Below are 25,307 nucleotides of genomic sequence, written 5' to 3' on the forward strand. Positions count from 1 at the left end.
CCCCTCAGGCCGCGTCCACGCGCTTGCCAATGCGGGCCCGGCGCGCCTTGCCCAGCACGTGCTTGAGGTAACGCCCGGTGTGGCTGGCCTCCACCTTCGCCACGTCCTCCGGCGTCCCGATGGCCAGGATGTTGCCGCCGCCCGAGCCGCCCTCCGGCCCCAGGTCGATGAGCCAGTCCGCGCTCTTGATGACGTCCAGGTTGTGCTCGATGACGAGCACGCTGTTGCCCGCCTCCACCAGCCGGTTGAGCACGGACAAGAGCTTGCGGATGTCCTCGAAGTGCAGGCCCGTGGTGGGCTCGTCCAGGATGTAGAGCGTGCGCCCGGTGGCCACCCGGGCCAGCTCGCGGGCGAGCTTGATGCGCTGCGCCTCGCCGCCGGACAGGGTGGGGGAGGGCTGGCCCAGCCGCAGGTAGCCCAGGCCCACGTCGGTGAGCGTCGTGAGCACGCGCATGATGTCCTTGTGCGCGCCGAAGTGGTCCACCGCTTCGCGCACGCTCAAGTCCAGCGTCTCCGCGATGTTCTTGCCCTTGTAGCGCACGCGCAGCGTGGCTTCGTTGAAGCGCTTGCCGTTGCAGACCTCGCAGGGGACGTAGACGTCCGCCAGGAAGTGCATCTCCACCAGCTTCACGCCGTCGCCCTCGCACGCCTCGCAGCGGCCGCCCTTGATGTTGAAGCTGAAGCGGCCCGGGCCGTAGCCGAAGGTGCGGGCCTCCGGCGTCATCGCGAACACTTCACGGATGGCGTCGAAGACCTTGGTGTACGTGGCCGGGTTGCTGCGCGGCGTGCGGCCAATGGGCCGCTGGTCGATGTCGATGACCTTGTCCAGGTGCTCCAGGCCCTTGATGGACTTGTGCTTGCCCATGGGCTCGCGGCTCTCGTAGAGCGCGCGCGCCAGGGCCGGGTACAGGATCTCGTTGATCAGCGTGGACTTGCCCGCGCCGGACACGCCCGTCACCGCCGTGAAGATGCCCAGCGGGATGTCCGCGTCCACGTTCTTCAGGTTGTTCTCCGTCGCGCCCACGATGGAGATTTGATGCTTGGAGTTCACCGGGCGGCGGGACTCGGGGATTTCAATCTCCTGGCGGCCGGACAGGTACGCGCCGGTGAGGCTCTTCTCGTCCGCCATCACCTGCTTGGGCGTGCCCTGGGACACCACCTGCCCGCCCAGCTCGCCCGCGCCGGGGCCGAAGTCCACCAGGTAGTCCGCCTCCTCCATCGTCTCCTCGTCGTGCTCCACGACGATGACGGAGTTGCCCAGGTCCCGCAGGCGCTTGAGCGTGGTGAGCAGCTTGCCGTTGTCGCGTTGGTGCAGCCCGATGGAGGGCTCATCCAGGATGTAGATGACGCCCGTCAGCTCGCTGCCCATCTGCGACGCCAGCCGGATGCGCTGGCTCTCACCGCCGGACAGCGTGGACGCGGTGCGGTCCAACGTGAGGTAGCCCAGGCCCACGTCCACCAGGAAGGACAGGCGGCTGCGGATCTCCTTGAGCAGCTCCTGGGCGATCTTCTCCTCCTGCGCGCTCAGGCCCATCTGCGTGAGGAAGGTGCGCGCCTCCGTGATGGTCATCCGGCTCAGGTCCACCAGCGTGCGCTGATGCACCTTCACCGCGCGGCTCTCCGGACGCAGGCGCTCGCCCTTGCAGGACGGGCAGGGCTTGTCGCTGAAGTACTTCTGCAGCTCCGCCTTGCGCGCCTCCGACGTGGTCGTCTTGAAGTTGCGCATGGTGCGGGCGAGCAGGCCCTCCCACTCCATGTCGTACTGGCCGTTGTCGCCCCACTGCACGGTGAAGGACTTGCCCTTCGCGCCGTTCATCAGGACGTCCTTCTCCCGCTTGGTCAGCTTCGCGTACGGGACGTCCAGATCAATCTTGAACGCGGACGCCAGGCTCTCCACGAAGTCCGCCGTCCAGCCCTCGCCGCGGTTCATGCCGCTGGCCCACGGCTCAATCGCGCCGTCGCGGATGCTGCGTGTCTGGTCCGGCACCAGCAGGTCCGCGTCCATCTCCGGCCGCGTGCCCAGGCCGTTGCAGTCCGTGCACATGCCCAGCGGGTTGTTGAAGGAGAACGACGCCGGCGTCAGGTCCCCGAAGGACAGGCCACACGCGGGGCACGCGTTCAACTCGCTCATCACGCGGTCGGATGCGAGTGTGCCCTTCTCGTCCGTGATGATGAGCGTGCCCTTGCCCTCGCGCAGCGCGGTCTCCACGGAGTCCGTCAGGCGCGTGCGCAGGTCCGGCTTCAACACCAGCCGGTCGATGATGAGCGCGATGTCGTGCTTGGACTTCTTGTCCAGCTCGATGCGCTCCTCCAGCTCACGCACCTTGCCGTCCACGCGCGCGCGGGAGAAGCCGCGCTTCTGCGCCTCCGCCAGCAAATCCTTGTGCTCGCCCTTTCGGTTCGTGACGATGGGCGCCAGCACCTGGAGCTTGGTGCCCGCGGGCAGCTTCATGATCTCATCGACGATCTGCTGCGCGCTCTGCTTGCCCACCTTGCGGCCGCACTGGGGGCAGTGCTGCACACCGATGGAGGCGTAGAGCACGCGCAGGTAGTCGTGCACCTCCGTGACGGTGCCCACCGTGGAGCGCGGGTTGTTGCTGGCCGCCTTCTGCTCGATGGAGATGGTGGGCGACAGGCCTCGCAGCGTGTCGTAGCGGGGCTTCTCCATCTGCCCCAGGAACTGGCGCGCGTAGGAGGACAGGCTCTCCACGTAGCGGCGCTGCCCTTCGGCGTAGAGCGTGTCGAACGCGAGCGAGCTCTTGCCGGAGCCCGACACGCCGGTGAACACCACGAGCTTCTTCTTCGGGATGTCCAGGGAGACGGTCTTGAGGTTGTGCTCCCTGGCACCACGGATGGAAATGACGTCGGGCTCGGACATGGAGGCGCGCTTTATCACTGAAAGGGTGTTCCGGTGCACGCAAAGGCGCACGCCCGGAGAAGTTCAGCAGAAACACCCCAGACCTCCGCCCGCATCCCCACAGCCAGACGGGCACCCCGGCCGTCCTGCGCGCTCCACTCGTCCCCTCTGAAAGTCGCACGGCCCCCGAGGGTAAGGGGTCGGTGTGGCATCGACCGTTTGTGAAGCTTTTGCAGTCGCTTCCACGAAACGTGGAATCTCCTGCTTTACCCGTTAAATGCCGTTCCCCTGCGTGGGCGCCCGTTTGCCGTGTTGGCGGTGTGACGGCGCCTCGTTGGGACGTCCAGGCACCAGGGTTGCACCTTTCCAAGCCGACCGGAGCCACGTGCAGCGCTGTGTGGGGGGACTCCGGTGCCGCGTGTAGGAAGGATGGGACTCTGTATGCGTGGACTCCGATGGCTGGTGTTGGCGTTGGTGGTGGCGGCGGCGGCGGCGTGTGAGCGACCCACTTCACAGCAGGCACGCACTGGCTTCGCGGCGAGGCCGGAGCTCCTGGAGTTCGGCCCCGCCGCGGTGGGGCGCACCAAGACGATGACGTTGCGGCTGGCGAACCAGGGGCGCGCGTCGTACCGCGTGGAGGGGGCGCGCTCGTCGCTGCCCAACGTCAGCGTCCCCGTGTTCGAACCCTTCACGCTGACGGCTGGCGCGGAGCACGAGATTGAAGTGCGCTTCACGCCCGACGTGGAGGGCGCGGTGCAGGGGCAACTGGAGCTGTTCACGGACGCGTCCGGCGGCGCGGCGACGCAGGTGCCCGTCAGCGGGCGCGGTGTGCAGGCGCTGGTGGAGGTGCCGGAGACGGCGCTCGACTTCGGCAACGTGAACCTGGGGCTGGTGGAGATGCGCGAGGTGACGGTGCGCAACCCCTCCGACGTGGAGAGCCCGCTGGTGGTGTCGGTGGAGGGCGCGGACAAGGATCAGTTCTCCGCGGGCGCGGGGATTCCGTCCACGCTGGCGCCGCATGAGACGCGCAAGGTGCCGGTGGCCTTCAGCCCCGTGCGGCTGGGCAACGCGGAGGCGGCGCTGCACGTGGCCGTGTGCGACGGCTGCGAGCCCGCGGTGGTGAAGCTGACGGGGATGGGCGTGGCCGGCGCGCTGGAGGTGACGCCGCTGCGCGTGGACTTCGGCCGGGTGGCGGTGGGCGCCACCGCCGAGGAGCGCATCACCGTGCGCAACCTGGGCTCCGAGCCGCTCAGCTACAAGGGCGCGTCGCTCCTGGAGGACCCGTCCGGTGTGTTCAAGGTGGTGAGCGCGCCCGCGCTCCCCAACGACGTGCTGACTCCGGGCGCGGTGGTGGAGCTGCGCGTGACCTTCACGCCCGCGGCGGCCGGCCGGGTGCGCGACGGCCGCGTGGAGGTGTCCGTGCGCAAGCCGAAGACGACGTCGCCCGGTCCCAAGGTGACGCTGACGGGCGAGGGCGGCGCGTCGTGCGTGGAGGTGACGCCCGCGCACCTGGACTTCGGGCCGGTGGCCTTCGGCATGACGGCCACGCGCGACGCCACCGTGCACAACCGCTGCCGCGAGGAGACCACCGTCACCGGGCTCCACCTCACCACGCAGGCCGGGGGCTACTTCACGCTCGCGCAGCCGCCGTCGAGCCAGCCGGTGGCGCCGGGGGGCACGCTGACGGTGGGCATCACCTTCAGCCCTCGCGCGGGCGTGGGCAGCGCGAGCAGCGGGCAGTTGGCCGTCACGTCCACCCAGCGCACCTCCAGCGCCACGGACGGCGTGACGCTGTCGGGTGAGGGGAAGAACTTCGCGCCGTGCGAGTACGCGCTGCCGTCGGTGCTGGACTTCGGCCAGGTGCCGGTGGGCTCGGAGGTGGCGCTGGGGGTGACGCTGCGCAACACCGGCACGCAGGCGTGCTTCCTGGCGGGGCTCCAGCTCGCGTCCGGGTCGGACCCGGCCTTCCGCGCGACGACGGTAGCCAACAGCGTGCTGGAGCCCGGCAAGAAGGCCACGCTCCTCGTGCGCTTCCACCCGTCCAGCGAAGGGGAGTTCCAGGGGCTCGCGGAGGGCTGGGTGAGCCACCCCACGCGCGGCCACCCGCTGGTGAACCTGGTGGGCAGGGGCGTGCAGGGGTGCTTCTCCGTGCAGCCCACCACGGTGGACTTCGGCATCAGCCGGCTGGCGTGCGGACCGCGCACCCGCGAGTTCATGGCCTACAACGACTGCCCGGGGGACGTGAAGGTGACGGGCATGAAGCTGGAGCAGCCGGGCCAGGAGTTCGCCGTGTCCGGCGCGCTGCCGGCCACGATTCCCGCGGGCGGGCGCGTGAAGCTCACCGCGAAGTACGCGCCCGTGGAGGAGGGCGAGGACGCGGCGACGGTGCGCTTCACGCTGAAGGACGGCGCCGTCTACAACGCGGGGCTCGTGGGGCGGGGCCTGGCGAAGACGGACCAGACGGACCGCTTCGTCCAGCAGTCGGAGGCGCGCGTGGACGTACTCTTCGTCGTGGACAACTCGGGCTCCATGATGGAGGAGCAGCAGAGCCTGGGGGATAACTTCGCGGCCTTCCTGTCCGCGGCCACCGCCGCGCAGGTGGACTACCGCATCGGCGTCACCACCACCGGCCTGGACCCGTCCCCGGGCGGCTGGTCCGAGTGCCCCGGCGGCGCGCTGGGCGGTGAGAACGGGCGCCTGTTCCCCGTGGACGGCTCCAGCCCGCGCATCATCACGCCGGAGACGCCCAACGCGGCCGGCGTCTTCGCCACCAACACGCACGTGGGCGTGTGCCACTGGAACGAGCAGGGCCTGGACGCGACGTACCGCGCGCTGTCGGATCCGCTGCTCTACGGCCTGGACGACCCGCGCACGCCCCAGGCCAACGACGGCAACGGCGGCTTCCTGCGCGAGGAGGCGAAGCTGGCCATCATCGTCCTGTCGGACGAGGAGGACTTCAGCGCCCAGCCGGTGTCCTTCTACGAAACCTACCTCCTGGCCCTGAAGGGGAACGACCCGTCCAAGGTGAGCTTCAACGCCGTGGTGGGCCCGGAGGACCTGACCACCTGCACCACCTCCAGCAGCTCCGGCAGCCGGTACATGGAGCTGGCCCGGAAGCTCAACGGCGTGGTGGACAGCATCTGCACGCCCAACTGGGCCGTGTCGCTGGAGAAGCTGTCGGAGAGCGCCTTCGGGCCCAACCGCGCCTTCCCCCTGTCCGAGCTGCCGGAAGACCCCGGCGCCATCGTCGTCCGGGTGGACGGGCTGCCCGTGACGGATGGCTGGTCCCATGACGCGCGAGCCAACGCCGTTGTCTTCGACCGGCTGCGCGCCCCGGCCCCGGGTGCGGTGGTGGAGGTCACCTATCCGCTGGGTTGCCCGTAGCCGGGGCGGCCATACGTCCGTCACTGGAAAGTGACCGGGGCGGATGACTCGACAGGGCGGGGCGGGAGGCCTTGAGTGAAGGACATGCCGCAGGACTCCCTCCTCGTCGCCGCGCTGGGTGACATCCATGGCCGCTTCCACCGGGTGGAGGCGTGGCTGGATGCGCTGGAGCAGGCGCGCGGCCGGAGGGTGGACCTGGTGCTGGCGGTGGGGGACGTGGAGGCCTTCCGCCACGCGGACGACCACCGGCGCAAGGCCGCCAAGCGCGCCATGCCCGCCGAGTTCGCCGGGTACGCGGACGGCATCCGCCGCGTGAAGCGGCCGCTGTACTTCATTGGCGGCAACAACGAGGACTTCGAGGCGCTGCACGACCTGCCCGACGGAGGGGAGCTGGCCCCGGACGTCCACTACCTGGGCCGCGCGGGCCTGCGCACCCTGGGCCCGTTGCGCGTGGCGTACCTGTCCGGCATCCACGCGCCGCGCTTCATCGACCAGCCGCTGAAGCGGCCCACGTCGCTGGATACGGCGAAGCAGGCGGGCTACTTCCGCACGCCGGAGGTGGAGCAGGTGTCCGCGCTGCGGGACGTGGACCTGCTGCTGGTGCACGAGTGGCCCCGGGGCATCGTGCAGAAGGCCCGCGACGAACGGCTGGCCACCGCGCGCCCGCTGCCCTCGCCGTGGATTGGCAATCCGGTGACGCGCAAGCTGGTGGACACGGTGCACCCGAAGTGGGTGCTCTGTGGCCATTCGCACAAGCCCTTCGCCGTGGCGCTGGACTCGCACGGGCGCACGCTGTCGCGCGTGGCGTGTCTGGATCAGGCGGCGCGGCCGGACACCGCCGTCTTCTGGCTGGAGTTCGAGGGGCGCGAGGCGCAGCGCGCCGGCTGGGGTGTCTCCGGCGTTGTCTCCTGGCAGGTGGGACAGCGCTGGGGGCTGCACACGCTGCCGCCGCTGGAGGAGTCGGACGGGCCGGGCAGCGTGCCCGCGGACAACGGCGCTACAGCTTGACGACGTCCACGCCCTTGCGCGGCAGCTCCACGCGGAACTCCGTGTAGGGCCCGGTGCCGGAGAGCACCTCCACGCCGCCCTGATGCGCGTGGATGATCTGCTGGACGATGTAGAGCCCCAGGCCCAGGCCTTCTCCCCGGCCCCGGCGCTGCTGGCCGCCCCGGAACGGGTCGAAGAGGAAGGGCAGCAGGTGGGCGGGGATGACGCCCACGTTGGTGATGGTGAAGTGCAGCGCGTCGTCGCGAGTGCCGTCCACGAGGATGCGCACCGGCTCCGCGGTGTCGCCGTGCTGGAGCGCGTTGCCGATGAGGTTGGAGGCCACCTGCGCCAGCCGGTCCGCGTCCCAGTCCCCCACGAGGTCGCCGTCCTGCCGCACCTCGATGCGGTGGCGCGGCCACGCCGTCTGGTGCTCCTGCACCATGCGCTGCACCAGCTGTCCGAAGTCCGTCTCCCCCCGGCGCAGCGGAATCCCGCCGGCCAGCCGCGCGCGCGCCAGGTCCAGCACGTCTTCAATCATCCGGCCCATGCGCTTGCCGGCGGCCATCATCCGCGTGGCCGTCTTCTTCACGGCCTCATCGTCCGAGCGGCGCTGGAGCAGGTCCGCCGCGGTGAGGATGGCGGAGAGGGGGTTTCTCAGGTCGTGGCCCAGCACCGCGGTGAACATCTCGTTGAGGCGCAGGGTCTCCGCGAGCGTGTCCAGCTGCTGCGCCAGCTGCTGTTTCTGGCGGTGCATCTGGAAGAAGACCTCCGCCTTGCCGCGCAGCGCGTGGGCCTCCAGCGGCTTGAAGAGGAAGTCCACCGCGCCGGCCTCGAAGCCCTTGAAGGTGCGCCAGGGGTCGCCCCCGCCCGCGGTGACGAAGATGATGGGCACGTCGCGGGTGCGCTCGGAGCCGCGCATCAGCTCCGCCAGCTCGAAGCCGTCCATCTCCGGCATCTGCACGTCCAAGAGCGCGAGCGCGAACTCGTGCCGCAACAGCAGCTCCAGTGCCTCCGCGCCGGAGCGGGCGCAGTACACCTCCACGTCGTCACGCCGCAGCACGGCGGAGAGCGCCAGGAGGTTCTCCTCCAGGTCATCGACGAGCAGGCACTTCACCCGGAACGCCACGGGCAGGGGCTCCTTGCTGAGGACGGACAGGTCAGATAGCACCGCCATCTCCCCATGCCCGGAAGACGGCGGGCATCTGTTCAAGAGGCAGCACGAAGTCCACCGGCCCGGCCGCGAGCGCCGCCTGGGGCATGGTGGGCGAGCGATCCGTATCGGGCGCCTGCACCAGGGTGACGCCGCCCCGGCGTTTCACCGCCTGGAGCCCCAGCGCCCCGTCCGCGTTGGCGCCCGAAAGGATGACGCCGCCCAGGCGCGGGCCATAGACGGCCGCGGCGGACTCGAAGAGCACGTCGATGGCGGGGCGGGAGAAGTGGACGGGGGCGTCCGCGGACAGCGCGAGCGACGGCCTCTTCGCGTCCCGGTCCACGAGCAGGTGGTAGTTCGGGGGCGCGAAATAGAGGGTCCCGGGCTGGATGGGCTGCTTGTCCCTCGCCTCATGCACCGGCAGCGTGCACCGGGAGGTGAAGACCTCTGGCAGCAGGCTGGGGAGGCTCCGAGGCAGGTGCACGACGACGAGGACCGCGGGCCGGAAGTTCGTGGGCAGCGCGGGCAGCAGCTGTGTCAGGGCATCCACCCCTCCCGCGGACGCACCGATGACGATGGCGTCGACGCGGCCAGCGGGCGGAGCAGGGCGCGGAGTGGGCATGGCGGGTGGGTCCTCCCTAGCGCTTCTGGTAGAGCCGGTCCTCGGGGACGACGGGGGTGAACGAGGCCTCGTGCGAGGAGAAGCGCGGCGATTCGCGCGCACCCAGGCCCAGGAACCCCTTGTGACAGAGGGACTCTTCGAACAATCCCAGCGCGCGCTCCCGCAGCCCGCGGTTGAAGTAGATGAGCACATTGCGGCACGACAGGAGCTGCACCTCTGCGAAGAGGCTGTCGGTGGCCAGGCTGTGGTCCGAGAAGACGATGTGCCCCTTGAGCGACCGGTCGAACACCGCGCCGCCGTACGCGGCGGTGTTGGCGGCGATGCCCAGCAGAGCGAACAGCAGCGCGGATCCGCTCAGGGTGACGGCGAGGGACAGGTTGGCGGACGCCTGGAACTCCCCGTAGCGGCTCGTGAGGAGCGAGCGTTCCTCCAGCGCCATCTCCTCCACGGTGGCGCGGATGGTACGCATGGCGGCCATGCCGCGATCCTCCTTCACCACGGCGATGGCCTGCCGGCCCTCACCGCGCAGCTGCAGGTCCACGGTCTCCTGCAGCTCCGCCAGCTTCTCCGTGACCGCACCCTCCAGCCGCTCCAGTCGCTCCAGTCGCTCCAGCCGCTCCAGCCGCTCCAGCCGCTCCAGCCGCTCCAGCCGCTCCAGCCGCTCCAGCCGCTCCAGCCGCTGCTGCTGCACGGCGCTGTCGGCGATGAGCCCGCGAAGCTCCGCGAGCTTCTCCGGCAGCGTCTTCTTCGCGAGGGTATAGGGGCTGAAGTAGCTCTCCGCGCCCGTGAGGAGGAAGCCGCGCTGGCCCGTTTCCGCGTCCTTCACGGTGGACAGCACCTCCGCCAGCTTCGCCGCGATTGTGATCGTATGCGTCACCATCTGGCCCGTGGCCGCGCGCGTCTTGAGGGTGCGGTAGGAGATCAGGGCGATGGCGAGCACGGCCAGCACCGCCACGTCGAAGCCGGTGAACGTGGAAGGGGGCAGCGCCGGCCCGAAGCGCTCGATGCGCGGAGCGTCCTTCACGTGGGCCGGACTCAAGGACACCGCCCCGGGACGCACGGAAGGGAAGCAGTGAGGATGGAGCCCACGGAACGAACCCGTCCGACGAAGGTGAACGGATTGACTACCATGTCAGCAGGGTACGTCCGGGACCCGAGGCGCCGAAGTGTCGCCTTGTGCGCGCCCGGCGAAGGGTCGTGGCCCGCGAGGGTGCCAGCAGTTCGTCAACCCAGGCCGCGACCCGAAGTTCCCCAAGCGGACACGCGCATCGAGGAGTGTCCGTGGCCCGCGACGTCGTTCACGCGCGAAGCCCCAAGGTGGGGCACGGGTAGAGCCGACCGCCCGGGCCCGGTTGCCGCGAAACCTGTCCGACAGTCGGACAGGTTCGCGCCGCACGAAGCCCGAGGACGCGCACCTCGCGGAGCGCAGCGGTGGATGGCAACCAGTGCGCATTCGCGGGTGCCAAGGCCGGTTCATGATCAGATGCGCCCGCCCGGGCCCGGCTGCCGCGAAACCTGTCCGACTGTCGGACAGGTTTCAACCGCATGAAGCCCGAAGCCGCGCGCCCCACTGCGACGGACTGCAACGGAGTGCGTGCACGGGCGCCAGGACAGGACCACGAGCAGATGCGTCCGCCCGGGGCCGGTTGCCGCAGAACCTGTCCGACTGTCGGACAGGTTTCCGCCGCATGAAGCCCGAAGCCGCGCCGGACCGACAGGGGCACAACGTCATGCGTGCGCGGATACCAAGTTGGGGCCACGGACAGGGGTGCCCGCCCGGGACCGATTGCCTCAAAACCTGTCCGACAGTCGGACAGGTTTTCGCCCCATGCGGCCCGGGGGCGCGCTGGCCCGGCAAGCGACGCGGAGGGTGGGCCCGCACATCCATGTCAGACCCCTGTGGTTGGATGGCGATGCTGGGACGAGGAGGGGGAATGGGGATGGGACGGGGAGGACTCGTGGCCTATGTGGAGGCGCAAATCGAGCGCGATATCGCGCTGGGGCGGCTGCACCCGAGCGGGCAATTCGGCTCCGAAGCGAAGCTGGCGCGCCGCTATGACGTGTGCCGGGGAACCCTCCGTGAGGCGCTGCGGCGGCTGGCCGCACGGGGGCTGGTGGTTCAGTGCCCCGGACGAAGGACTCTCGCGGTGGCGCTGGATGAGTCGCTGACGCTGGAGAACCTGGGGCTGGCGCTGCATGACGCGAGCAACCCGGATGCCCGGTGGCTGCTGGAGGGCTACTTCAGCCTCAAGCGGCAGGTGCTGGTGGAGCTGCTGGCCGACTGCTGCGCGAGGGCCTCGGACCTCGACCTGGACCGGCTGGGGAGCACATGCTTCCAGCTCCAGGACGCGGCGCGCTGGGAGTCGGGTGCAACCTGTGCCCAGGCGGAATTCGAGTTGCTGCGGCATGCAGCGCGGGTGGCGGCGCGGCCGGGGCACGTGCTCCTCGTTCAGTCCCTGCAGCGGGCCTTCCTGGGAGGAGCCGCCCAGTTGCTGCCGCTCATAGGCGGAGAGGCGCTGCGCGAGTGGGCCTTCCTCGCGATGGGGGCCCTTTCGGAGCGTAATTTGCGGGCGATTCAGCACGAGCTGCCGGCGCTGCTGAAGGCGTGCGACGAGCGCGTGCTGGACGCGTTTGCCCCCTCCCCCAAAGTACCTGCGTCCCCTGCGTCCCCTGCGTCCCCTGCGTCCCCTGCGTCCCCTGCGTCCCCTGCGTCCCCTGCGTCCCCTGCGTCCCACCTCACTCAAGAAGGGCTCCTCGGTGCGCCTGCATCAGCCACCGGGCTGGAGGACGCGCCGGTGGTACGCCCTTGCGTTGAGGAGCGTGGCGCCAGCGCCTCCGCGTCAGCCACCACGCAAGACGAAGCGCAGGGGGAATGCCCTTGCGATGGGGAGCGTGCCTCCGGCACCACCGCGCAAGCCGAGGCGCTGGAGGCACGCCCTTGCGTCGAGGTGCGCGGCGCCGAAAGCTTCGCGTCAGCCACCGAGCTGGATGATGCGCCGGATGCACACCCCAGCGGGGAGAGTCGTGGCTTCGGCGCTCCCGCGCCAACCAACGAGCCGGACGAGACGCTACAGGTACGCCCAAGCGTTGATGCTCATGGCCTCTGCTGCCTCACGCCCATCGCCGGAGACACCGGGCCACTTGGGATTGCACCATGCCTCGATGCGCAGGCCCTCCGTGTTGAGCTGGAAAGCGGGCAGTTGGCGTCGTCATCCAAGCCGGGGCTTGCTCCCTGTGGGGCCGGTGGGGAGTGCGCAGGGCGGGACGTGGTGGGCGCTGCCTGGGGAAACTTGTCCGACAGTCGGACAGGTTTTGGCGCCTCGTCTCCGGAGGGGGGCTCCCGCAGCGTGAGGCTCCATCCACCGGCTCCCGCAGATACTTCCGCGGGGCATTTCGCATCGTGGGCGAGGCGCTTCATGGACTCCTGGGCTTCCCTGGGGCGCTGCGCAGTGCGCCTCTGGCGCTTCATGGCCCATTCCCCAGGCTCCTCTGCTTCGCGAGCGACGACAGGCCTTCACGCTCACTGTCGTTCATGAAGCGCGCCCCGGCCCCCTGAAGAGGAGCGCGAACTCCGGGGGGCCGCGGCTGCATCCGTCCGTGCCTTTTGCCGCGAAGGATGTGTTCGCGAACTTCTGGCGAGGCGTGACTAGAAGGCGCCGGACAGGCCCACCATCTGGGTCCCGAGCATTGGGTTGATTGACACCGAGGACGCCCGCGCGGTGGCGGGCGCGGTGTCATCCACGCGGCCGTGCAGGAGCAGGGGGACGGCGACGCCGAACGCGGTGCCCAGCACGGCGCCGGTGAGCACGTCGGAGAGGTAGTGCTTGTCCGCGCCCATGCGCAAGAGACCCACGGAGGCGGCGATCGGCAGGCCCACGCCCCAGACGACGGCCTGGTGCTTGTAGCCGCGCATCGCGGCGACGGTGCCGGCGGACACGGCCAGGGAGAAGGCCAGGTTGGTGTGGCCACTGTAGAAGGACAGGTTGTTGTCGCTGGGGTGCGCGGTGAGGCCCTTTTCCTCCTCCGGGAGGACGTGGACGAAGGGACGCTCGCGGCCCACGGCGAACTTCACCGCCTGGTTGGCGACGGAGGCGAGGACGGCGCTCTGCACCATGATGGTGGCGTCCTGGGCGAAGAACTCCGTGGAGGCGCCACTGCTGCGTCCCACGGCGTACTGGGTGCCCAGGAGGCCCAGCGGCACGCCCGCGAACCCGATGATGTTGCTCCAGGTGTCCGCGCGCTTGCGGGACGCCTCCGTGTTGCCCGCGATGCCGCGGCCCCAGCGGTCCAGGCGGTTGAGCCGGTCGGTGCCGTCCGGAGCACGGTCGCACCAGCGGCACTGCGCCGGGGCCAGGTTGTCCTTGAACACCGACTCGCTGGAGATCCACAGCGCGCCCGCGGTGCCGGTGATGATGCCGTCGCGGGTCCAGTTGAAGCGCAGCGCGCGCGGCGCGTCGGAGGTGTCCTGCGCGGCGGCGGGGGACAGCGGCGCCAGCAGGAGCAGGCAGAAGGTGGCGAGGGGCCGGTAGGAAGCAAGCATGGGGCGGAGGAGCATAAGGGCGCTCCGCCCTTTTCCCGCAATCCGGGTAGCGTGGGCTCATCGCGCCCCGGCTTGGTCCTCCGCGTGTCATCGGCCCGTTTTCCCCGGCGCCATGGCGCCAGCCTCGGTGTTCCAGAACCTGTCCGACTGTCCGACAGGTTCAGGGCCCTGGGCGCCTCCAGCCGGAGCGGCGCTGTCGCGGGTCGGGCGGAAAGGCTCGCGTCCTTGGACTTCCCGGGTTCCGAGGGCGGCAGGCGAGCGGACAACGGGCCAGGGTGTGGGAATGCGCAGAAAGGAGCATGAAAACGGCGCCCCTGGCCGTTCTAGAGTCCTCGCCCCGCATGCCCCGCCCTGGCCGCACACTCCACGTCTTCCCTGATGCCGCGCGCCGCCAGGCTGCCCTGCGGACGGAGCGGCGTGCGCGGGGCATCGCCGTGGGGACCCACCTGCTCACGTGGGACGACTTCGTCCACGCGCTGGGTGGGGCGCGCGAGCTCAACCGGCGGCCCTGTCCCGCGATGGCGGCCCGCGCCGTGGTGGCCGGCCTGGGCGCCACGCTGGGCCCCACTCCGTTCGGCGACTACGTGCGCGAGCCCGCCTTCGCCCGCGCCGAGGCGGACGTGCTGCTGGACCTGAAGGCCGGCCGGCTCTCCCCGCGCGAACTCCAGGACGCCGCGGAGGTGCTGCCCCCGGAGCGCCGTACCCGCGCGCGGGTTCTCGCTCGGCTCTATCACCTGTACGAACAGCGCCTGGCGGAGCTGGGGCTCGCGGACCGCGAGGACGTGCTCCGGGGGGCTCGCGAGGCGCTGGACCGGGGCGCGTGGCCCTCGGGCTGGGACGGGGTGACGGGGCTGGTGCTCCACGGCGTCTACGACGTGCGCCCGTCGAAGCTGGAGCTGCTGATGGGGCTCGCCGCGGCGTGCGAGGCCCGGCGCGTGTCGCTGCGCGTGGAGACGCCGGTGGGTGGCTCGCCGGTGGCGGACGCGGCGCTCGCGGCATTGTTCCGCGCCTTCGAGAACCGGGGCGAGACCATGCCCCACGTGGACCTCTTCAAGGCGGACGTCACCTTCGAGGGCCGCCCCTTCACGGACCTGGGCCGGCACCTGTTCTCGCCCCGCGCCGCTCGCAACGTGCTGAAGGGCGCGGTGGATGGGCTGTCCGTGTGGAACGCGACGAACGCGCGCGAGGAGGCCCGCGTGGTGTCCCGCGACGTGCGCCGCCTCATCGACTCGGGCAGCGCGCCGGGCGACATCGCCATCGCGTACCGGGACCTGGGCCCGGAGGCGGGCTGGCTCGCGGAGGCCCTGGGCGACCTGGGAGTGCCGGTGCGCCTGCCGTGGGGTGAGCCGCTCGCGCTCGCGGGGCCGGTGCGGCTGGCGCTGGAGCTGCCGGTGCTGATGGAGGACGGCTTCCCGGCCGAACGCGTGGCGGAGCTCGTCTCCAGCCGCTACGTGCCTTCGCTGTCGCGCGGTGGGCCGGATGCACCCGCGACCCTCTTCGCGCTCGCCGCCGCGCGCGACGACCGCCTGGGCGCCACGCGAGGCAAGGGCGCCTACGACGTGCGCCTGGAAGGGCTCTCGCGCCGGATGGCCGCGCAGGGCGGCAAGCGCAAGGAGGACGCGGTCAAGGTGATGGCCGTGCGCGCGCTGCGCGACCGCGTGATGCGGCTCATCGACGAATGCCGCCACATTCCCCAGGAGGCCCCCGCCGCGGAGTCGATCGCCGCGTGGTGGAAGGTCGTGGAGCGGCTGGGCCTGCTGGACTCCGCGGGGCCCCTGGAGGCTCGCGAGGCCGGGACCCTGGGCGCGCGCATCGAGGACGCAAGGGCCCGGGACGACGCGGCGCTCGCGGCGTTCCGCCAGCGGATGGAAGCGCTGCTGCGCTCGCTGCGCGCCGTGGGCGGAGGTCCCCGCATCACCCGGCGCGTGCTGGGCCGGTGGCTGGCGGACGCGCTGCGCGACGTGCACCTCCCCGCGCGAGGCCCGTCCACGGGCGCGGTGGAGGTGCTGGACCTGGCGGAGGTGCCGGGCCGCACCTTCCGGCACCTCTTCGTCGCCGGGCTCACGGAAGGCCGGCTCCCCGGGAGGGATCCGCCGTCGCCGCTGTTGGGAGACGCGGAGCGCGTGGCGCTCAACCAGCACCTGACCCGCGACGTGTTCCGCCTCACCGGCGGCGAGTTCGACGACCGGGCGCCCTGGCGCCTCACGGAGGACCGGCTGCTCTTCGCCAGCGCGCTCGCGGCGGCGGAGGGCTCGTTGAGCCTGTCGTTCGCGGTGAAGGCCGCGGGGGGACAGGAGCAGGTGCCCTCCGCGTTCCTGGAGGAGGTGCGCCGGCTCACCGGCCACAAGTGGTCCACGCGCACGCTGCCCCCGGTGCTGCCGCTGGACGAAGTGCTCACGCCGCCGGAGCTGCGGCGCACCGTGGCGCTGGAGGCGCTGGCGGGCCTGACCTTCCCCTCCTTGCGTGTCACGGAACCGGACCCCGCGGGACAGGTGCTCAAGGACCGCTTCGGCGCGGACGACTGGTTCCGCAGCGCGCGAGAGCTGGCCCACATGGAGGCCGCGCGCCTGCGCTTCTTCGGCCGCGAGGACGAGCTGCCCGGCGAGTTCACCGGCGGCGTGCAGGGCCCCCAGCTGGAGCAGAAGCTGCGCGACACGTTCCACTTCGGCCTGGAGCGCCCGCTGTCCGCGAGCGCCCTGTCGAAGTTCGGCAACTGTGGCTTCCAGGGCTTCATCGCGTACGGCCTGAAGGTGGCCGAGCCCGTGGTGGCCAACGAGGAGTTCGACGCCCGGGGCCGAGGCACCTTCTGGCACCGCGTGATGGAGGAGGTCTTCCAGGCGCTCAAGGAGAAGAAGCTCCTGGGCCAGGCGCCGGAGGACATCCCCGAAGAGGTGCTGGAGAAGGCGGTCAAGAAGGCCAGCCGGCACTTCGCGGAGCTGTACCACGTGGGCCACCACGAGCTGTGGAAGCTCGCGGGCGAGAAGGCCCAGGCCATGGCCCGGCGCATCCTCGCGGATCCGCGACATGGCCTGCCATTCGACCCGCTGGTGCCCGAAGGCTTCGAGCTGCGCTTCGGCCCGGCGGCCGAGGACAAGCGCTGGAGTGACGTGAAGCTGATGGTGGCGGAGGACGCCATCGTCTTCGAGGGACAGATCGACCGGCTGGACACGGCCGGCGTGGAAGTGGGCGTCATCGACTACAAGACGGGCCGCCTGGACAAGCGCACGCTGAAGGAGAACCTGCTGCGGTCGGACTTCCAGCTCCCGCTGTACCTCTACGCCGCGCGCGAGGCCGGCCACGTGGGCGCGCGCAACGCGGCGTGGTTCTCACTGCGCACGGGCGACGCCATCCACCTGTCCTCGGTGCTGCCGCCCGCGGAGCTGGAGGACCTGCTGTCCACCGACCCGGAGGTGCGCCAGCGCGTGGCGGAGGCCGCCGGCCTCAACCTGCCCAACGCGGTGGAGTCGCTGGTGCGTCAGCTGCGCAAGGGCGACTTCCCGGCGCGGCCCAATGACTGCGGCAAGTGCGGCTACCGCGCGGTGTGCCGCATCACCGAGCGCCGCATCTCGGATGAGGGGAGCGGATGAGCGACACCGCGCCCCACATGCTCGCGCTGGAGAAGAACCTGGCCCTGATGGCGGGTGCCGGCGCGGGCAAGACGTACAGCCTGGTGACGATGACGCTGCACCTGTTCGCGGGAGCGCGGCAGGCGGAGCCGCTGCGCCCGTCCCGGCTGTGCATGCTCACGTTCACGGACAAGGCCGCCGCCGAAATGCGCAAGCGCGTCCGCGAGCGCCTGGACGCGCTGGCCCAGGGTGACGTCCCGCTCGACGCGGAGAAGGACCTGCGCGCGTCGCTCGCGAGGCTGGAGCGCCCGTTCCCCACGCAGGACGCGTGGCGCAAGGTGCGCGAGGAGCTGGGCGCCGCGACGGTGGGCACGTTCCACTCGCTCTGCGGTCAGCTCCTGCGCCGTGCCCCGCCCGCGGTGGGAATCGATCCCGCCTTCGAGGTGCTGGACGAGCTGGAGGCCGCGGGCCTGCTGGAGGACGTCACCGAACGCGTGGTCCTGGACGCGCTGGAGGGCGGCGACGCGCGCGTGCGCGAGCTGTGCGCGGAGCTGGGCTTCTCCGGCTCCGGCTTCTCCGACGGGCTCGTGGCCGCGCTGATGGACGTCTACGGCACGCTGCGCGAAGAGGGCCTCAAGGCCGCCACGGCGCGCGTGGGCGACGGCGTGGCGGACAAGGCGCAGCTCGAGGCCCTCATCGAGGATTGCCGCCGACTCTGCCTGGACGCCCGCGCCCAGGACACCAAGGGCGAATGGAGCAGCCTCCTGTCCGCGTGCGAGCCCGCGTTGAAGGGCATGACGCCGGACACGTTCATGCAGCCGGGCCACTTCCCGCTGCTGCGCTCCGTGCTGCTGTCGGAGCCGCGCAACCTGGTCAACCTGCGCAAGGGCGCGGGCGCGTGCCTGAAGGAGCTGCTCTGGAAGGTGAAGGGCAAGAGCGACGGCTCCGTGCGGAGGCTGGAGGATGCCTACGCCGCGTGGCGCACGGCGCCCTTCGAGGCCACCTTCCGCGACCTCCTGACCCAGGTGGAGGAGCGGCACGACGCGGAGCTGACCCGGCGCAACGTGTTCGACTTCACCTCGTTGCTGGTGAAGGCGCGCGACCTGCTGCGCGACCATCCGGAGTTCCGGCAGCAGGTGCAGGAGCGGCAGGGCGCGTTGCTGGTGGACGAGTTCCAGGACACCAACCGGCTGCAATTGGAGCTGGTGCTGCTCCTGTCGGAGATGCGCGAAGGTGGCCCGCGCGAGCTGACGCCGGACGCGGACCTGGTGGCCTCGCTGCCCCTGGAGCCTGCGTTCCTGTGCGCGGTGGGTGACCGCAAGCAGTCCATCTACGAGTTCCGTGGCGCGGACGTGTCCGTGTTCAAGGTCCTCGCGGACAAGATCGAAGCCGAGGGCGGCATGCGCGGCTTCCTCCAGAACAACTACCGCTCGCTGCCCGGTGTCCTGTCCTTCTTCAACCGCGCGTTCGCCGGGCTGCTCGTGGCGAAGGAGGCGACGCCCCGTCCCTTCGAGGTCGTCTACGAACCCGAGACGGACGACCTGTCGCCCACGCGCCCGAACCTGGCCGACGGGCCCGTGGTGGAGCGGCTCACCCTGCCGGAGGCCGACACCGCCCCGGAGCTGCGCGAGTACGAAGCGGACGCGGTGGCCCGCAGGCTGCGGGTGATGCTCGCGCCCGGTGCTCCGCCGGCGGTGATGGCGGAGGACAAGAAGGGCCTGCGTCCCGCGCGCGGCGGCGACGTGGCCATGCTCTTCCGGACCTTCACGCACCTGGAGGAGTACCGGCAGGCGTTGATCCGCCACGGCGTGCCGCACCGGGTGCTACGAGGCCGCGGTTTCTACGGGGCCCAGGAGGTGCGCGACCTGGCCTCGTTGCTGGCGCTGCTCGCGGACGCGGACGACGCGCTGGCGTTCGCCGCGGTGCTGCGCTCGCCGCTCGTCGGCCTGTCGGACGCGTCGCTGTTCCGGCTCGCGGGGGACCTGCCGCTGTCGCTCGGCTCACCCCGGCTGGTGGATGAAGAGGTCCGCGCCGCCATGTCCGCGCGCGAGCAGTCGCGGCTCGCGCGCTTCCTGGAGCTCATCCCCGTGCTGCGGCGCGAGAGGGATCGGCTGGGCGTGCATGCCCTCTTGCAGGCCGCGCTGGACGCGACCGGCTATCGCGAGGCACTCGCGGGCTCGCCCTACGCGGAGCAGGCGAGCGCGAACGTGGAGAAGCTCCTGTCGCTGGCGTCACGCCGGGACGAGCGTGGCACGGGTGGCTGCGTGGCCTTCGCGCGTGAGCTGCGCCAGCTGGCGGACTCCGACCCCAACGAGGCCCAGGCGGACCTGCTGGACGAAGGCGACCCGCGCGCCGTGCAGCTGCTCACCATCCACCGCGCGAAGGGCCTGGAGTGGCCGGTGGTCATCGTGCCCGGGATGGGAGGCCGCCGCCGCACCACGTCCGCCCGGGCCTACTTCGAGCGCTCCTTCGGCCTGGCCTTGCGGCCGTGGATGCCGGACTCGCTGGACACGTTCACCTCCGAACGCTTCGAGGCCGTGCGCGCCGAGCTGAAGGCCCGCGAAGACGCCGAATACCTGCGCCTGCTCTACGTGGCCCTCACGCGCGCCAAGGACCTGCTCGTGCTGTCCGGCGGCGAGGAGAAGCGCGCGGGCACGGACACGTGGTGGCACCGCGTGGACCGACGGCTGGACGCGGATCCGGATCTGCGTGCGCTCGCCAACGACGTGAACGTGGAGCAGCTGCCGCCGCCCGCGGATCCGGAGCCGCCCACGAAGGAGCAACTCGAACAGGCGCGGATCCGCCTGGAGTCCGCGCTGGAGCGCATGTCCGACGAAGCCTCCGGGGCCGGTGCCGCCGTGTTCACCGACGCCCCGGCGGTCGCCTCCGTGCGCGCGGTCCAGGACTTCCTCACCTGCCCGCGCCGCTACCACCAGCTCCACCGCATGGGGCTCGCCGTCGGATCCGAACCCTGGGAGGCCCCCGTGCGCGCCGCGCCCATCTTCGTGGAGCCCGACGGCTGGCTGCCCGTGGAGCGTCCGGACCAGCTCGTCACGCGGCTGTTGCGCGAGGTGGACCTGTCGCTCGCGGGCCCGGACGCGGAGGCCTCCGAGCGGCGCGCGCACCTGGAGAACCTTCTGCGCGGCGCGGGCCGGGATCCGGACGAGGACGACCTGGGCGACGTGCTCGCCACCGTGGAGCGCTTCCTGGGCACGACGTTCGCCCGCCAGCTCGCGGTGGTGCCCGCGTCCACCATCCACCGGGGCCTGGACTTCGTGCTGGACCTGGATGACTCCGCCAGCGTGGAGGGCGCCGTGGATCTGCTCTGGGAAGCGCCGGACGGCGAGGCCGTGGCGGTGCTCCTGCGCCCGGGCGCCCGCCACCCCCTGGGCCCGGCCGCGTGTGCTCACGAGCTGACAGCCCTGGCCCTGGCGTCCGCGCGGATGGTGCGCGACGGGGTGCCGGTGCGGGTGGGCGTGGCCTTCCTGGGAGACGCCTCCCCGGAGCCGGAATTCCTCCCGGCCGGATCCGCCGACGCCGGGGCGGTGCGCCGGCTGGCAGAGGGCGTCCGAGCGCTCGTCCAGGCCGAAATGTCGCGGGCATGGCCGGGGTGGGACAAGGCGGCCTGCCAGGCCCTTCACTGCGGCTTCGCGGAACACTGTCACCCGGCCCCTCCCGCGTGCTAAGCGGCGGGCACCATGCCGAACGTCGTCGTCATCGGAGCGCAGTGGGGAGATGAGGGGAAGGGCAAGGTCGTCGACCTTCTCACCGAGCACGCCCAGGTGGTCGTCCGTTTCCAGGGCGGCAACAACGCGGGCCACACGCTGGTGGTGGGTGGGCAGAAGACCGTCCTGCACCTGATTCCGTCCGGCATCCTTCACCCGGGCAAGACGTGTGTCATTGGCAACGGGGTGGTGGTGGATCCCGCCGTCCTCGTCGGAGAGATCGACGCGCTCAAGCCGCGCGGCTTCCTCAAGGATGACGCGCAGCTGCTCATCTCCGACAACGCCCACGTCATCTTCCCGTGGCACAAGCTGCTGGACAGCTTCCGCGAGAAGGCGCGCGGTGGCAGCGCCATCGGCACCACGGGGCGGGGCATCGGTCCGGCCTACGAGGACAAGGTGGCCCGCCGGGGCATCCGCGTGCGCGACCTGCTCCACCCGGAGCGCCTGCGCCGCCGCATCGACGAGCGCCTGCCCGCCGCGCTGGAGGAGCTGAAGGACCTCTGCGCCCAGGCGGGCGTGGACGTGCCGCGCCTGGAGACGCCGCAGGTGCTGGCGGAGTTCTCCGCCCTGGGCGAGCGGCTGCGCCCCTACGTGCACGACGTGTCCCTCTTCCTCTCCGAACAGGTCCGCCGCGGCGCCCGCATCCTCTTCGAGGGCGCGCAGGGCACGCTCCTGGACGTGGATCACGGCACCTATCCGTTCGTCACCAGCTCCAACTGCGTGGCGGGCAACGCCGCGGTGGGCTCGGGCCTGGGCCCCACGGCCATCGACAAGGTGATGGGCATCAGCAAGGCGTACACCACGCGCGTCGGCGGAGGCCCGTTCCCCACGGAGCTGAGCGACGAGCTGGGAGACCGGCTGCGCAAGGTGGGCGACGAGTTCGGCGCCACCACGGGCCGCCCGCGCCGCTGCGGCTGGCTGGACGGCGTGGTGCTGCGCTACGCGGTGCGCGTCAACGGCCTGTGGGGCCTGGCGCTCACCAAGCTGGACGTGCTCAGCGGCATCAAGACGCTCAGCATCTGCAACGCGTACGAGCTGGACGGCCAGCGTGTCACCGAGCTGCCCGGTGACTACGAGGACCTGGCGCGCGTGAAGCCCATCTACGAGTCGCTGCCCGGCTGGGACGAGAAGATCGCCGGCGTGCGCACCTTCGACGAGCTGCCGGAAGCCGCCAAGCGCTACGTGCGCCGCGTGGAAGAGGTCAGCGGCGTGCCCGTGGTGTGCGTCTCCGTGGGCGCCGACCGCGGCGAGACGGTGCTCCTGCAGAACCCCTTCCGCAGCTAGGAAGGACGCAGGCCGCAGTGGTCCTGGCCCGCCGGGGGCCAGGACGGGAGAGGGACATGGTTCGCACGCGCAGGTTCCAGCTCGGGGTCTCGGCGGTGGTGTGGCTTGGCACGTTGGCGGTGCCGGCCTGGGCCCAGGGCTCAGGCGCCCAGCCCCCGGCCCCCGAGGCGAAGTCCGCCGCCCCGGCCGCGCGCGCACCGGGCCCGGCCACCGACACGCCTCCCGGCCCGCTGGAGTCCCAGCCCCAGCGCACGTCGCAGGCCGTGCTGGCGGCCACGCGGATCCGTGACGGGGACGCGCTGATGCGCGAGCGCCGCTACCGCGAAGCGGCCTTCGCCTTCCTCGACGCCGAGCACGCGGCGCCGGATCACGTGGAGGCGCGCTTCAAGCTGGGCAACGCGCTGGCGGTGCTCGGCTACTACGCGCGCGCCATCGAGGAGTGGGAGGCCGCGTCGCGCCTCACCCAGGACGCCGCCATCCGTCAGAGCGCGCAGGACAACATCACCCGGGCGCGCGTGAAGCAGGGCGAACTCGGAGCGTCGCCGCAGGCCGTGGGGCAGCCGCCCGGCTCGGGCCCCGTGGCGGACACGACGCGGGCCCAGGCGCGCCGCGCCTATGAGCAGGGCGTCCAGCACATCAGCCAGCGCGCCTACGCGCCCGCGCTCCAGACGCTGACGCAGGCCCTGCAGCAGGAGCCGCTCCTGACCGTGGCGTACATCGCGCGGGGCAGCGCCAACATCGGGCTGCGGCGCTACGCGGAGGCCGCGGCGGACTACCAGTTCGCGCTGAAGCTGGAGCCGGACGCGGCCTCGCCGCTGTACGGACTCGCGGAGGCGTACCGCGCGCTGGGCCGCAACCTGGAGGCCCGCGAGCTCTACGAGCGCTACGCGCGCTCCACCGCCGCCGACGTGCGGCCCGAGCTGAAAGAGGAGTCCCGCCAGAAGGCCGAGCGCCTGCGCTGACCGTCTGCCTGGAGAGCAGACGGGCATGGTCCGAGGGACTGTCCGGCCCACTATTTTATAGGGCATGGACGGACGCGATCGGACGGTGGAGGGGAAGCAGCCGCACCAAATCTTTCGCCCGCGCAGGGTGCTCGCCGCCGTGATGGCTGCGGCAGGCCTGTTATGGCTGGGCATCTTCGCCTGGCTGTTCCACTTCGACGGGGTGCCGCTGCAGACGTTCCTGTCCGCGGCCTTCTTCGTCATCTTCTTCGGGGTGGCCGTCACCTACTACGGCCGCACCCGCATTGAAGTGGACTCGAGGGGCATCACCTGCCGGGGCATGGTGCGCACCCGGCGCTTCTCCTTCGCGGACATCCGCAAGCTGGACGTCCTCCCCGGGCCGGTGACGGTCTACGCCATCCGGGGCAGCCAGGGCTTCGTGCACTTCACCAGCTTCTTCCGTCACCACCGGCACCTGGCCCGGCTCCTGGTGGAGCGCGCGGGCCTCTCGCCCCTGCCGGCGTAGGGTGCGCGCTGCTTCAGCCGGTCGCCGCCACCAGGGAGGTGACGAGCAGCGCACCCAGGGCCAGCGCGACGGCCCCGGCGATGATCCATCCCTCCAGGCGCCGTGGCCCTCGTTCGGGAGGCCGCGGCGTTGCTGCATCCGCGGGCTCCTCCACGGCGGCCACCGGACGGGGCACGGGCCCCGCCTCCCCAGAGGCCTCATCGAACGCCGCCTGGAAGCGGAGCAGCGAGCGCCCCAACTCCACGACGTCCCCGTCCGCCAGGGGCGCTGGGGCCTCCAGCCGCACGCCGTTGAGGAACACGCCGTTGGGCGTCCCCAGGTCCTCCAGCAAGAAGCCCGGGTCCTCGCGGCGGATCCGCGCGTGCATCCGCGACACGGCCCGGTCGCGCAGCCGCAGGGCTGCGCCGTCGCCCCTGCCAATGTCCGTGCGCGCCTCCGCGAGCGCGTGACAGCGGCCCACGTCCAGTCCGGTGAGGCAGGTGAGGGAGGCGGCGCGGGACGGCGGGGCGTCCGCATCCGTGAGCAGGCCCTTGAGCACCGCGACGGTGCCCACGCCGCGCCCGGGGGCGCTCGGCTCGGCGAGCACGCGCAGGCACATGCCGTCCGGAAGGCCCAGCACCTCGCCGGGCACCACCAGGCGCGACACGCCGGGCAGCACGCGCACCGCGTTCACGGTGAAGCTGCGCACCGCCTCCACCATGAGCCGCCCGGAGTCGATGCGCAGGGTCAACAGCCCCGGAGGAAGGCCCTCCAGGTGGACATGGTCGTCGGGGCCACCGCCCAGGAGGTGGTGGCCCTCGGTCAGCTCGAACGGGGTGGGGGTGCCCAGGTGCTCGAATTCGAAGCGCATGCGGACGCCCGGCAGCAAGCCTCACGCCTGCCACCGGACGTCGCGTTTTCGCGAGGTTGCCCCCAGGCCCCATCCAGCCCCGGCCCCCCATGTCCGGAGGCCGGGACGGCGGAGGCCATCGCTTCTGGCTAGAAGGTGGCGCCCAGGTTGATGGTGCCCACGTAGCGGCCGCCGCTGCTGAACGTCTCGTCGCCGCCCAGGTCCACGTCGGACGGCGGCACGGTGAGCGCGAACTCCTGGTCGAACAGGAAGTTGTAGTTCACGCGCGCGTCCGCGGTGAAGCTGCCGATGTGCAGGCGCAGGCCCGCGCCCACCGGCACGTGGCCTACCGTGTCGTCCTGGAAACCCAGGGCCGCTGCGCGCACGTTGTAGCGGCTCAGGCCCAGGCCGCCCATGACGTACGGCTGGATCGGCGTGGCCGTCAGGCCCAGCGTCACCGCCGCCTGCGCGCCGTTGCGCACGATGTCCGGTCCGCTGGTGTCCGTCGCCAGCACGCGGCTGTCGTTGAAGTTGCTGATGGCGCCCGTGTAGGCCAGCTCCAGGCCCAGCACGTTCGTCGGCTTGATGGCCACCGTGACGCCGTAGCCCAGGCCTGGATCAATCTGGTCGCGCAGGCCGCTGGTGTAACCCTCCACACCGCCGCCCACGAGGAACGTCAGGCCGCGCATGTCCGCGGACCTGCGCAGCTCCGTCGAAGCCGCCTGCGCGGAGCCCGCCGCCAACACCGCCACCGCCGCCGCGCCAGCCAACAATCCCTTGCTCATGTGGTCCCCTCCCTGTGTTGGACCGAAAAGTGGGGTGGACTTTCGTCCATGCCAACCGGGCCTCGGGGGCCTGCCGGCTCGGCCGCCCTCCCTTGCGGACGGGTTGCCCAG

The 25,307-nt window shown here is 71.4% G+C and carries 14 protein-coding genes and 1 pseudogene; 8 read left to right on the forward strand and 7 right to left on the reverse strand.

Features of this window, described 5'->3' with window-relative positions; all coding sequences use genetic code 11:
• Positions 1-4: 4 nt before the first annotated feature.
• Positions 5-2,878: an excinuclease ABC subunit UvrA gene (gene uvrA, locus D7X30_RS30135; RefSeq protein ID WP_120566431.1), complete on the reverse strand. Its 2,874-nt coding sequence runs from the start codon at positions 2,876-2,878 to the stop codon at positions 5-7.
• 420 nt (positions 2,879-3,298) lie between these two features.
• Here uvrA and D7X30_RS30140 point away from each other — a divergent pair, with 420 nt between their 5' ends.
• Together D7X30_RS30140 and D7X30_RS30145 are read left to right on the forward strand one after the other, a co-directional pair.
• On the forward strand, positions 3,299-6,241 hold the full coding sequence (locus D7X30_RS30140) for a choice-of-anchor D domain-containing protein (protein ID WP_120566432.1): 2,943 nt from the start codon (positions 3,299-3,301) through the stop codon (positions 6,239-6,241).
• A gap of 84 nt (positions 6,242-6,325) precedes the next feature.
• Positions 6,326-7,249 (forward strand): metallophosphoesterase, encoded by a 924-nt coding sequence (locus tag D7X30_RS30145; protein WP_120566549.1) that lies wholly within the window; start codon positions 6,326-6,328, stop codon positions 7,247-7,249.
• Here the strand turns inward: D7X30_RS30145 and D7X30_RS30150 are convergent.
• Genes D7X30_RS30150 through D7X30_RS30160 form a run of 3 tightly spaced genes read right to left on the reverse strand, consistent with a single transcriptional unit; the run spans position 7,239 to position 10,024 of the window.
• Entirely contained in the window at positions 7,239-8,402 is a 1,164-nt protein-coding gene (locus tag D7X30_RS30150; RefSeq protein WP_233591871.1) for a hybrid sensor histidine kinase/response regulator, read from the reverse strand. The genes D7X30_RS30145 and D7X30_RS30150 overlap by 11 nt on opposite strands.
• Positions 8,386-9,000, reverse strand: coding sequence for a chemotaxis protein CheB (locus D7X30_RS30155; protein ID WP_120566433.1), 615 nt, complete (start codon positions 8,998-9,000; stop codon positions 8,386-8,388). The genes D7X30_RS30150 and D7X30_RS30155 overlap by 17 nt, the downstream gene beginning before the upstream one ends.
• Positions 9,001-9,016: 16 nt before the next feature.
• The gene (locus D7X30_RS30160) at positions 9,017-10,024 is read right to left on the reverse strand and encodes a CHASE3 domain-containing protein (protein WP_233591872.1); all 1,008 of its coding nucleotides are present in this window, start codon (positions 10,022-10,024) and stop codon (positions 9,017-9,019) included.
• 910 nt (positions 10,025-10,934) lie between these two features.
• Between D7X30_RS30160 and D7X30_RS30165 the strand changes: the two are divergent.
• Positions 10,935-11,673, forward strand: a pseudogene (locus D7X30_RS30165) (FadR/GntR family transcriptional regulator); the annotation flags it as partial.
• Positions 11,674-12,646: 973 nt separating this feature from the next.
• Here D7X30_RS30165 and D7X30_RS30170 read toward each other — a convergent pair.
• Complete coding sequence (locus D7X30_RS30170) at positions 12,647-13,540, reverse strand: phosphatase PAP2 family protein (protein WP_120566551.1); 894 nt, start codon at positions 13,538-13,540, stop codon at positions 12,647-12,649.
• Positions 13,541-13,881: 341 nt separating this feature from the next.
• On the opposite strand from D7X30_RS30170, the gene D7X30_RS30175 reads away from it, so the two are divergent.
• The 5 genes from D7X30_RS30175 (at position 13,882) to D7X30_RS30195 (ending at position 23,582) form a co-directional block, all read left to right on the forward strand.
• Positions 13,882-17,127: a PD-(D/E)XK nuclease family protein gene (locus D7X30_RS30175; protein ID WP_120566435.1), complete on the forward strand. Its 3,246-nt coding sequence runs from the start codon at positions 13,882-13,884 to the stop codon at positions 17,125-17,127.
• On the forward strand, positions 17,124-20,792 hold the full coding sequence (locus D7X30_RS30180; RefSeq protein ID WP_120566436.1) for a UvrD-helicase domain-containing protein: 3,669 nt from the start codon (positions 17,124-17,126) through the stop codon (positions 20,790-20,792). Before D7X30_RS30175 ends, D7X30_RS30180 begins: the two co-directional genes overlap by 4 nt.
• A gap of 12 nt (positions 20,793-20,804) precedes the next feature.
• Positions 20,805-22,115, forward strand: a complete 1,311-nt coding sequence (locus D7X30_RS30185; protein ID WP_120566437.1) for an adenylosuccinate synthase — start codon at positions 20,805-20,807, stop codon at positions 22,113-22,115.
• Between the two features lie 56 nt (positions 22,116-22,171).
• A complete protein-coding gene (locus D7X30_RS30190; protein ID WP_120566438.1) occupies positions 22,172-23,077 on the forward strand; it encodes a lipopolysaccharide assembly protein LapB in 906 nt (301 codons plus the stop codon).
• 64 nt (positions 23,078-23,141) lie between these two features.
• Positions 23,142-23,582, forward strand: a complete 441-nt coding sequence (locus D7X30_RS30195; protein ID WP_120566439.1) for a PH domain-containing protein — start codon at positions 23,142-23,144, stop codon at positions 23,580-23,582.
• A 13-nt stretch (positions 23,583-23,595) separates the two neighbouring features.
• Here D7X30_RS30195 and D7X30_RS30200 read toward each other — a convergent pair whose 3' ends face one another.
• Both D7X30_RS30200 and D7X30_RS30205 read right to left on the reverse strand, forming a co-directional pair.
• Positions 23,596-24,432, reverse strand: a complete 837-nt coding sequence (locus D7X30_RS30200) for an FHA domain-containing protein (protein WP_120566552.1) — start codon at positions 24,430-24,432, stop codon at positions 23,596-23,598.
• Between the two features lie 128 nt (positions 24,433-24,560).
• Positions 24,561-25,196 (reverse strand): outer membrane beta-barrel protein, encoded by a 636-nt coding sequence (locus D7X30_RS30205; protein ID WP_120566440.1) that lies wholly within the window; start codon positions 25,194-25,196, stop codon positions 24,561-24,563.
• Between the last annotated feature and the right edge of the window lie 111 nt (positions 25,197-25,307).

The organism is Corallococcus sp. AB011P (genome assembly GCF_003611605.1).
GTDB lineage: Bacteria > Myxococcota > Myxococcia > Myxococcales > Myxococcaceae > Corallococcus > Corallococcus coralloides.

Bases quoted from the DNA above. Each gene is read 5' to 3' on its own strand.
- uvrA (WP_120566431.1), bottom strand. From the start codon at position 2,878: ATGTCCGAGCCCGACGTCATTTCCATCCGTGGTGCCAGGGAGCACAAC.
- D7X30_RS30140 (WP_120566432.1), top strand. From the start codon at position 3,299: ATGCGTGGACTCCGATGGCTGGTGTTGGCGTTGGTGGTGGCGGCGGCG.
- D7X30_RS30145 (WP_120566549.1), top strand. From the start codon at position 6,326: ATGCCGCAGGACTCCCTCCTCGTCGCCGCGCTGGGTGACATCCATGGC.
- D7X30_RS30150 (WP_233591871.1), bottom strand. From the start codon at position 8,402: ATGGCGGTGCTATCTGACCTGTCCGTCCTCAGCAAGGAGCCCCTGCCC.
- D7X30_RS30155 (WP_120566433.1), bottom strand. From the start codon at position 9,000: ATGCCCACTCCGCGCCCTGCTCCGCCCGCTGGCCGCGTCGACGCCATC.
- D7X30_RS30170 (WP_120566551.1), bottom strand. From the start codon at position 13,540: ATGCTTGCTTCCTACCGGCCCCTCGCCACCTTCTGCCTGCTCCTGCTG.
- D7X30_RS30175 (WP_120566435.1), top strand. From the start codon at position 13,882: ATGCCCCGCCCTGGCCGCACACTCCACGTCTTCCCTGATGCCGCGCGC.
- D7X30_RS30180 (WP_120566436.1), top strand. From the start codon at position 17,124: ATGAGCGACACCGCGCCCCACATGCTCGCGCTGGAGAAGAACCTGGCC.
- D7X30_RS30185 (WP_120566437.1), top strand. From the start codon at position 20,805: ATGCCGAACGTCGTCGTCATCGGAGCGCAGTGGGGAGATGAGGGGAAG.
- D7X30_RS30190 (WP_120566438.1), top strand. From the start codon at position 22,172: ATGGTTCGCACGCGCAGGTTCCAGCTCGGGGTCTCGGCGGTGGTGTGG.
- D7X30_RS30195 (WP_120566439.1), top strand. From the start codon at position 23,142: ATGGACGGACGCGATCGGACGGTGGAGGGGAAGCAGCCGCACCAAATC.
- D7X30_RS30200 (WP_120566552.1), bottom strand. From the start codon at position 24,432: ATGCGCTTCGAATTCGAGCACCTGGGCACCCCCACCCCGTTCGAGCTG.
- D7X30_RS30205 (WP_120566440.1), bottom strand. From the start codon at position 25,196: ATGAGCAAGGGATTGTTGGCTGGCGCGGCGGCGGTGGCGGTGTTGGCG.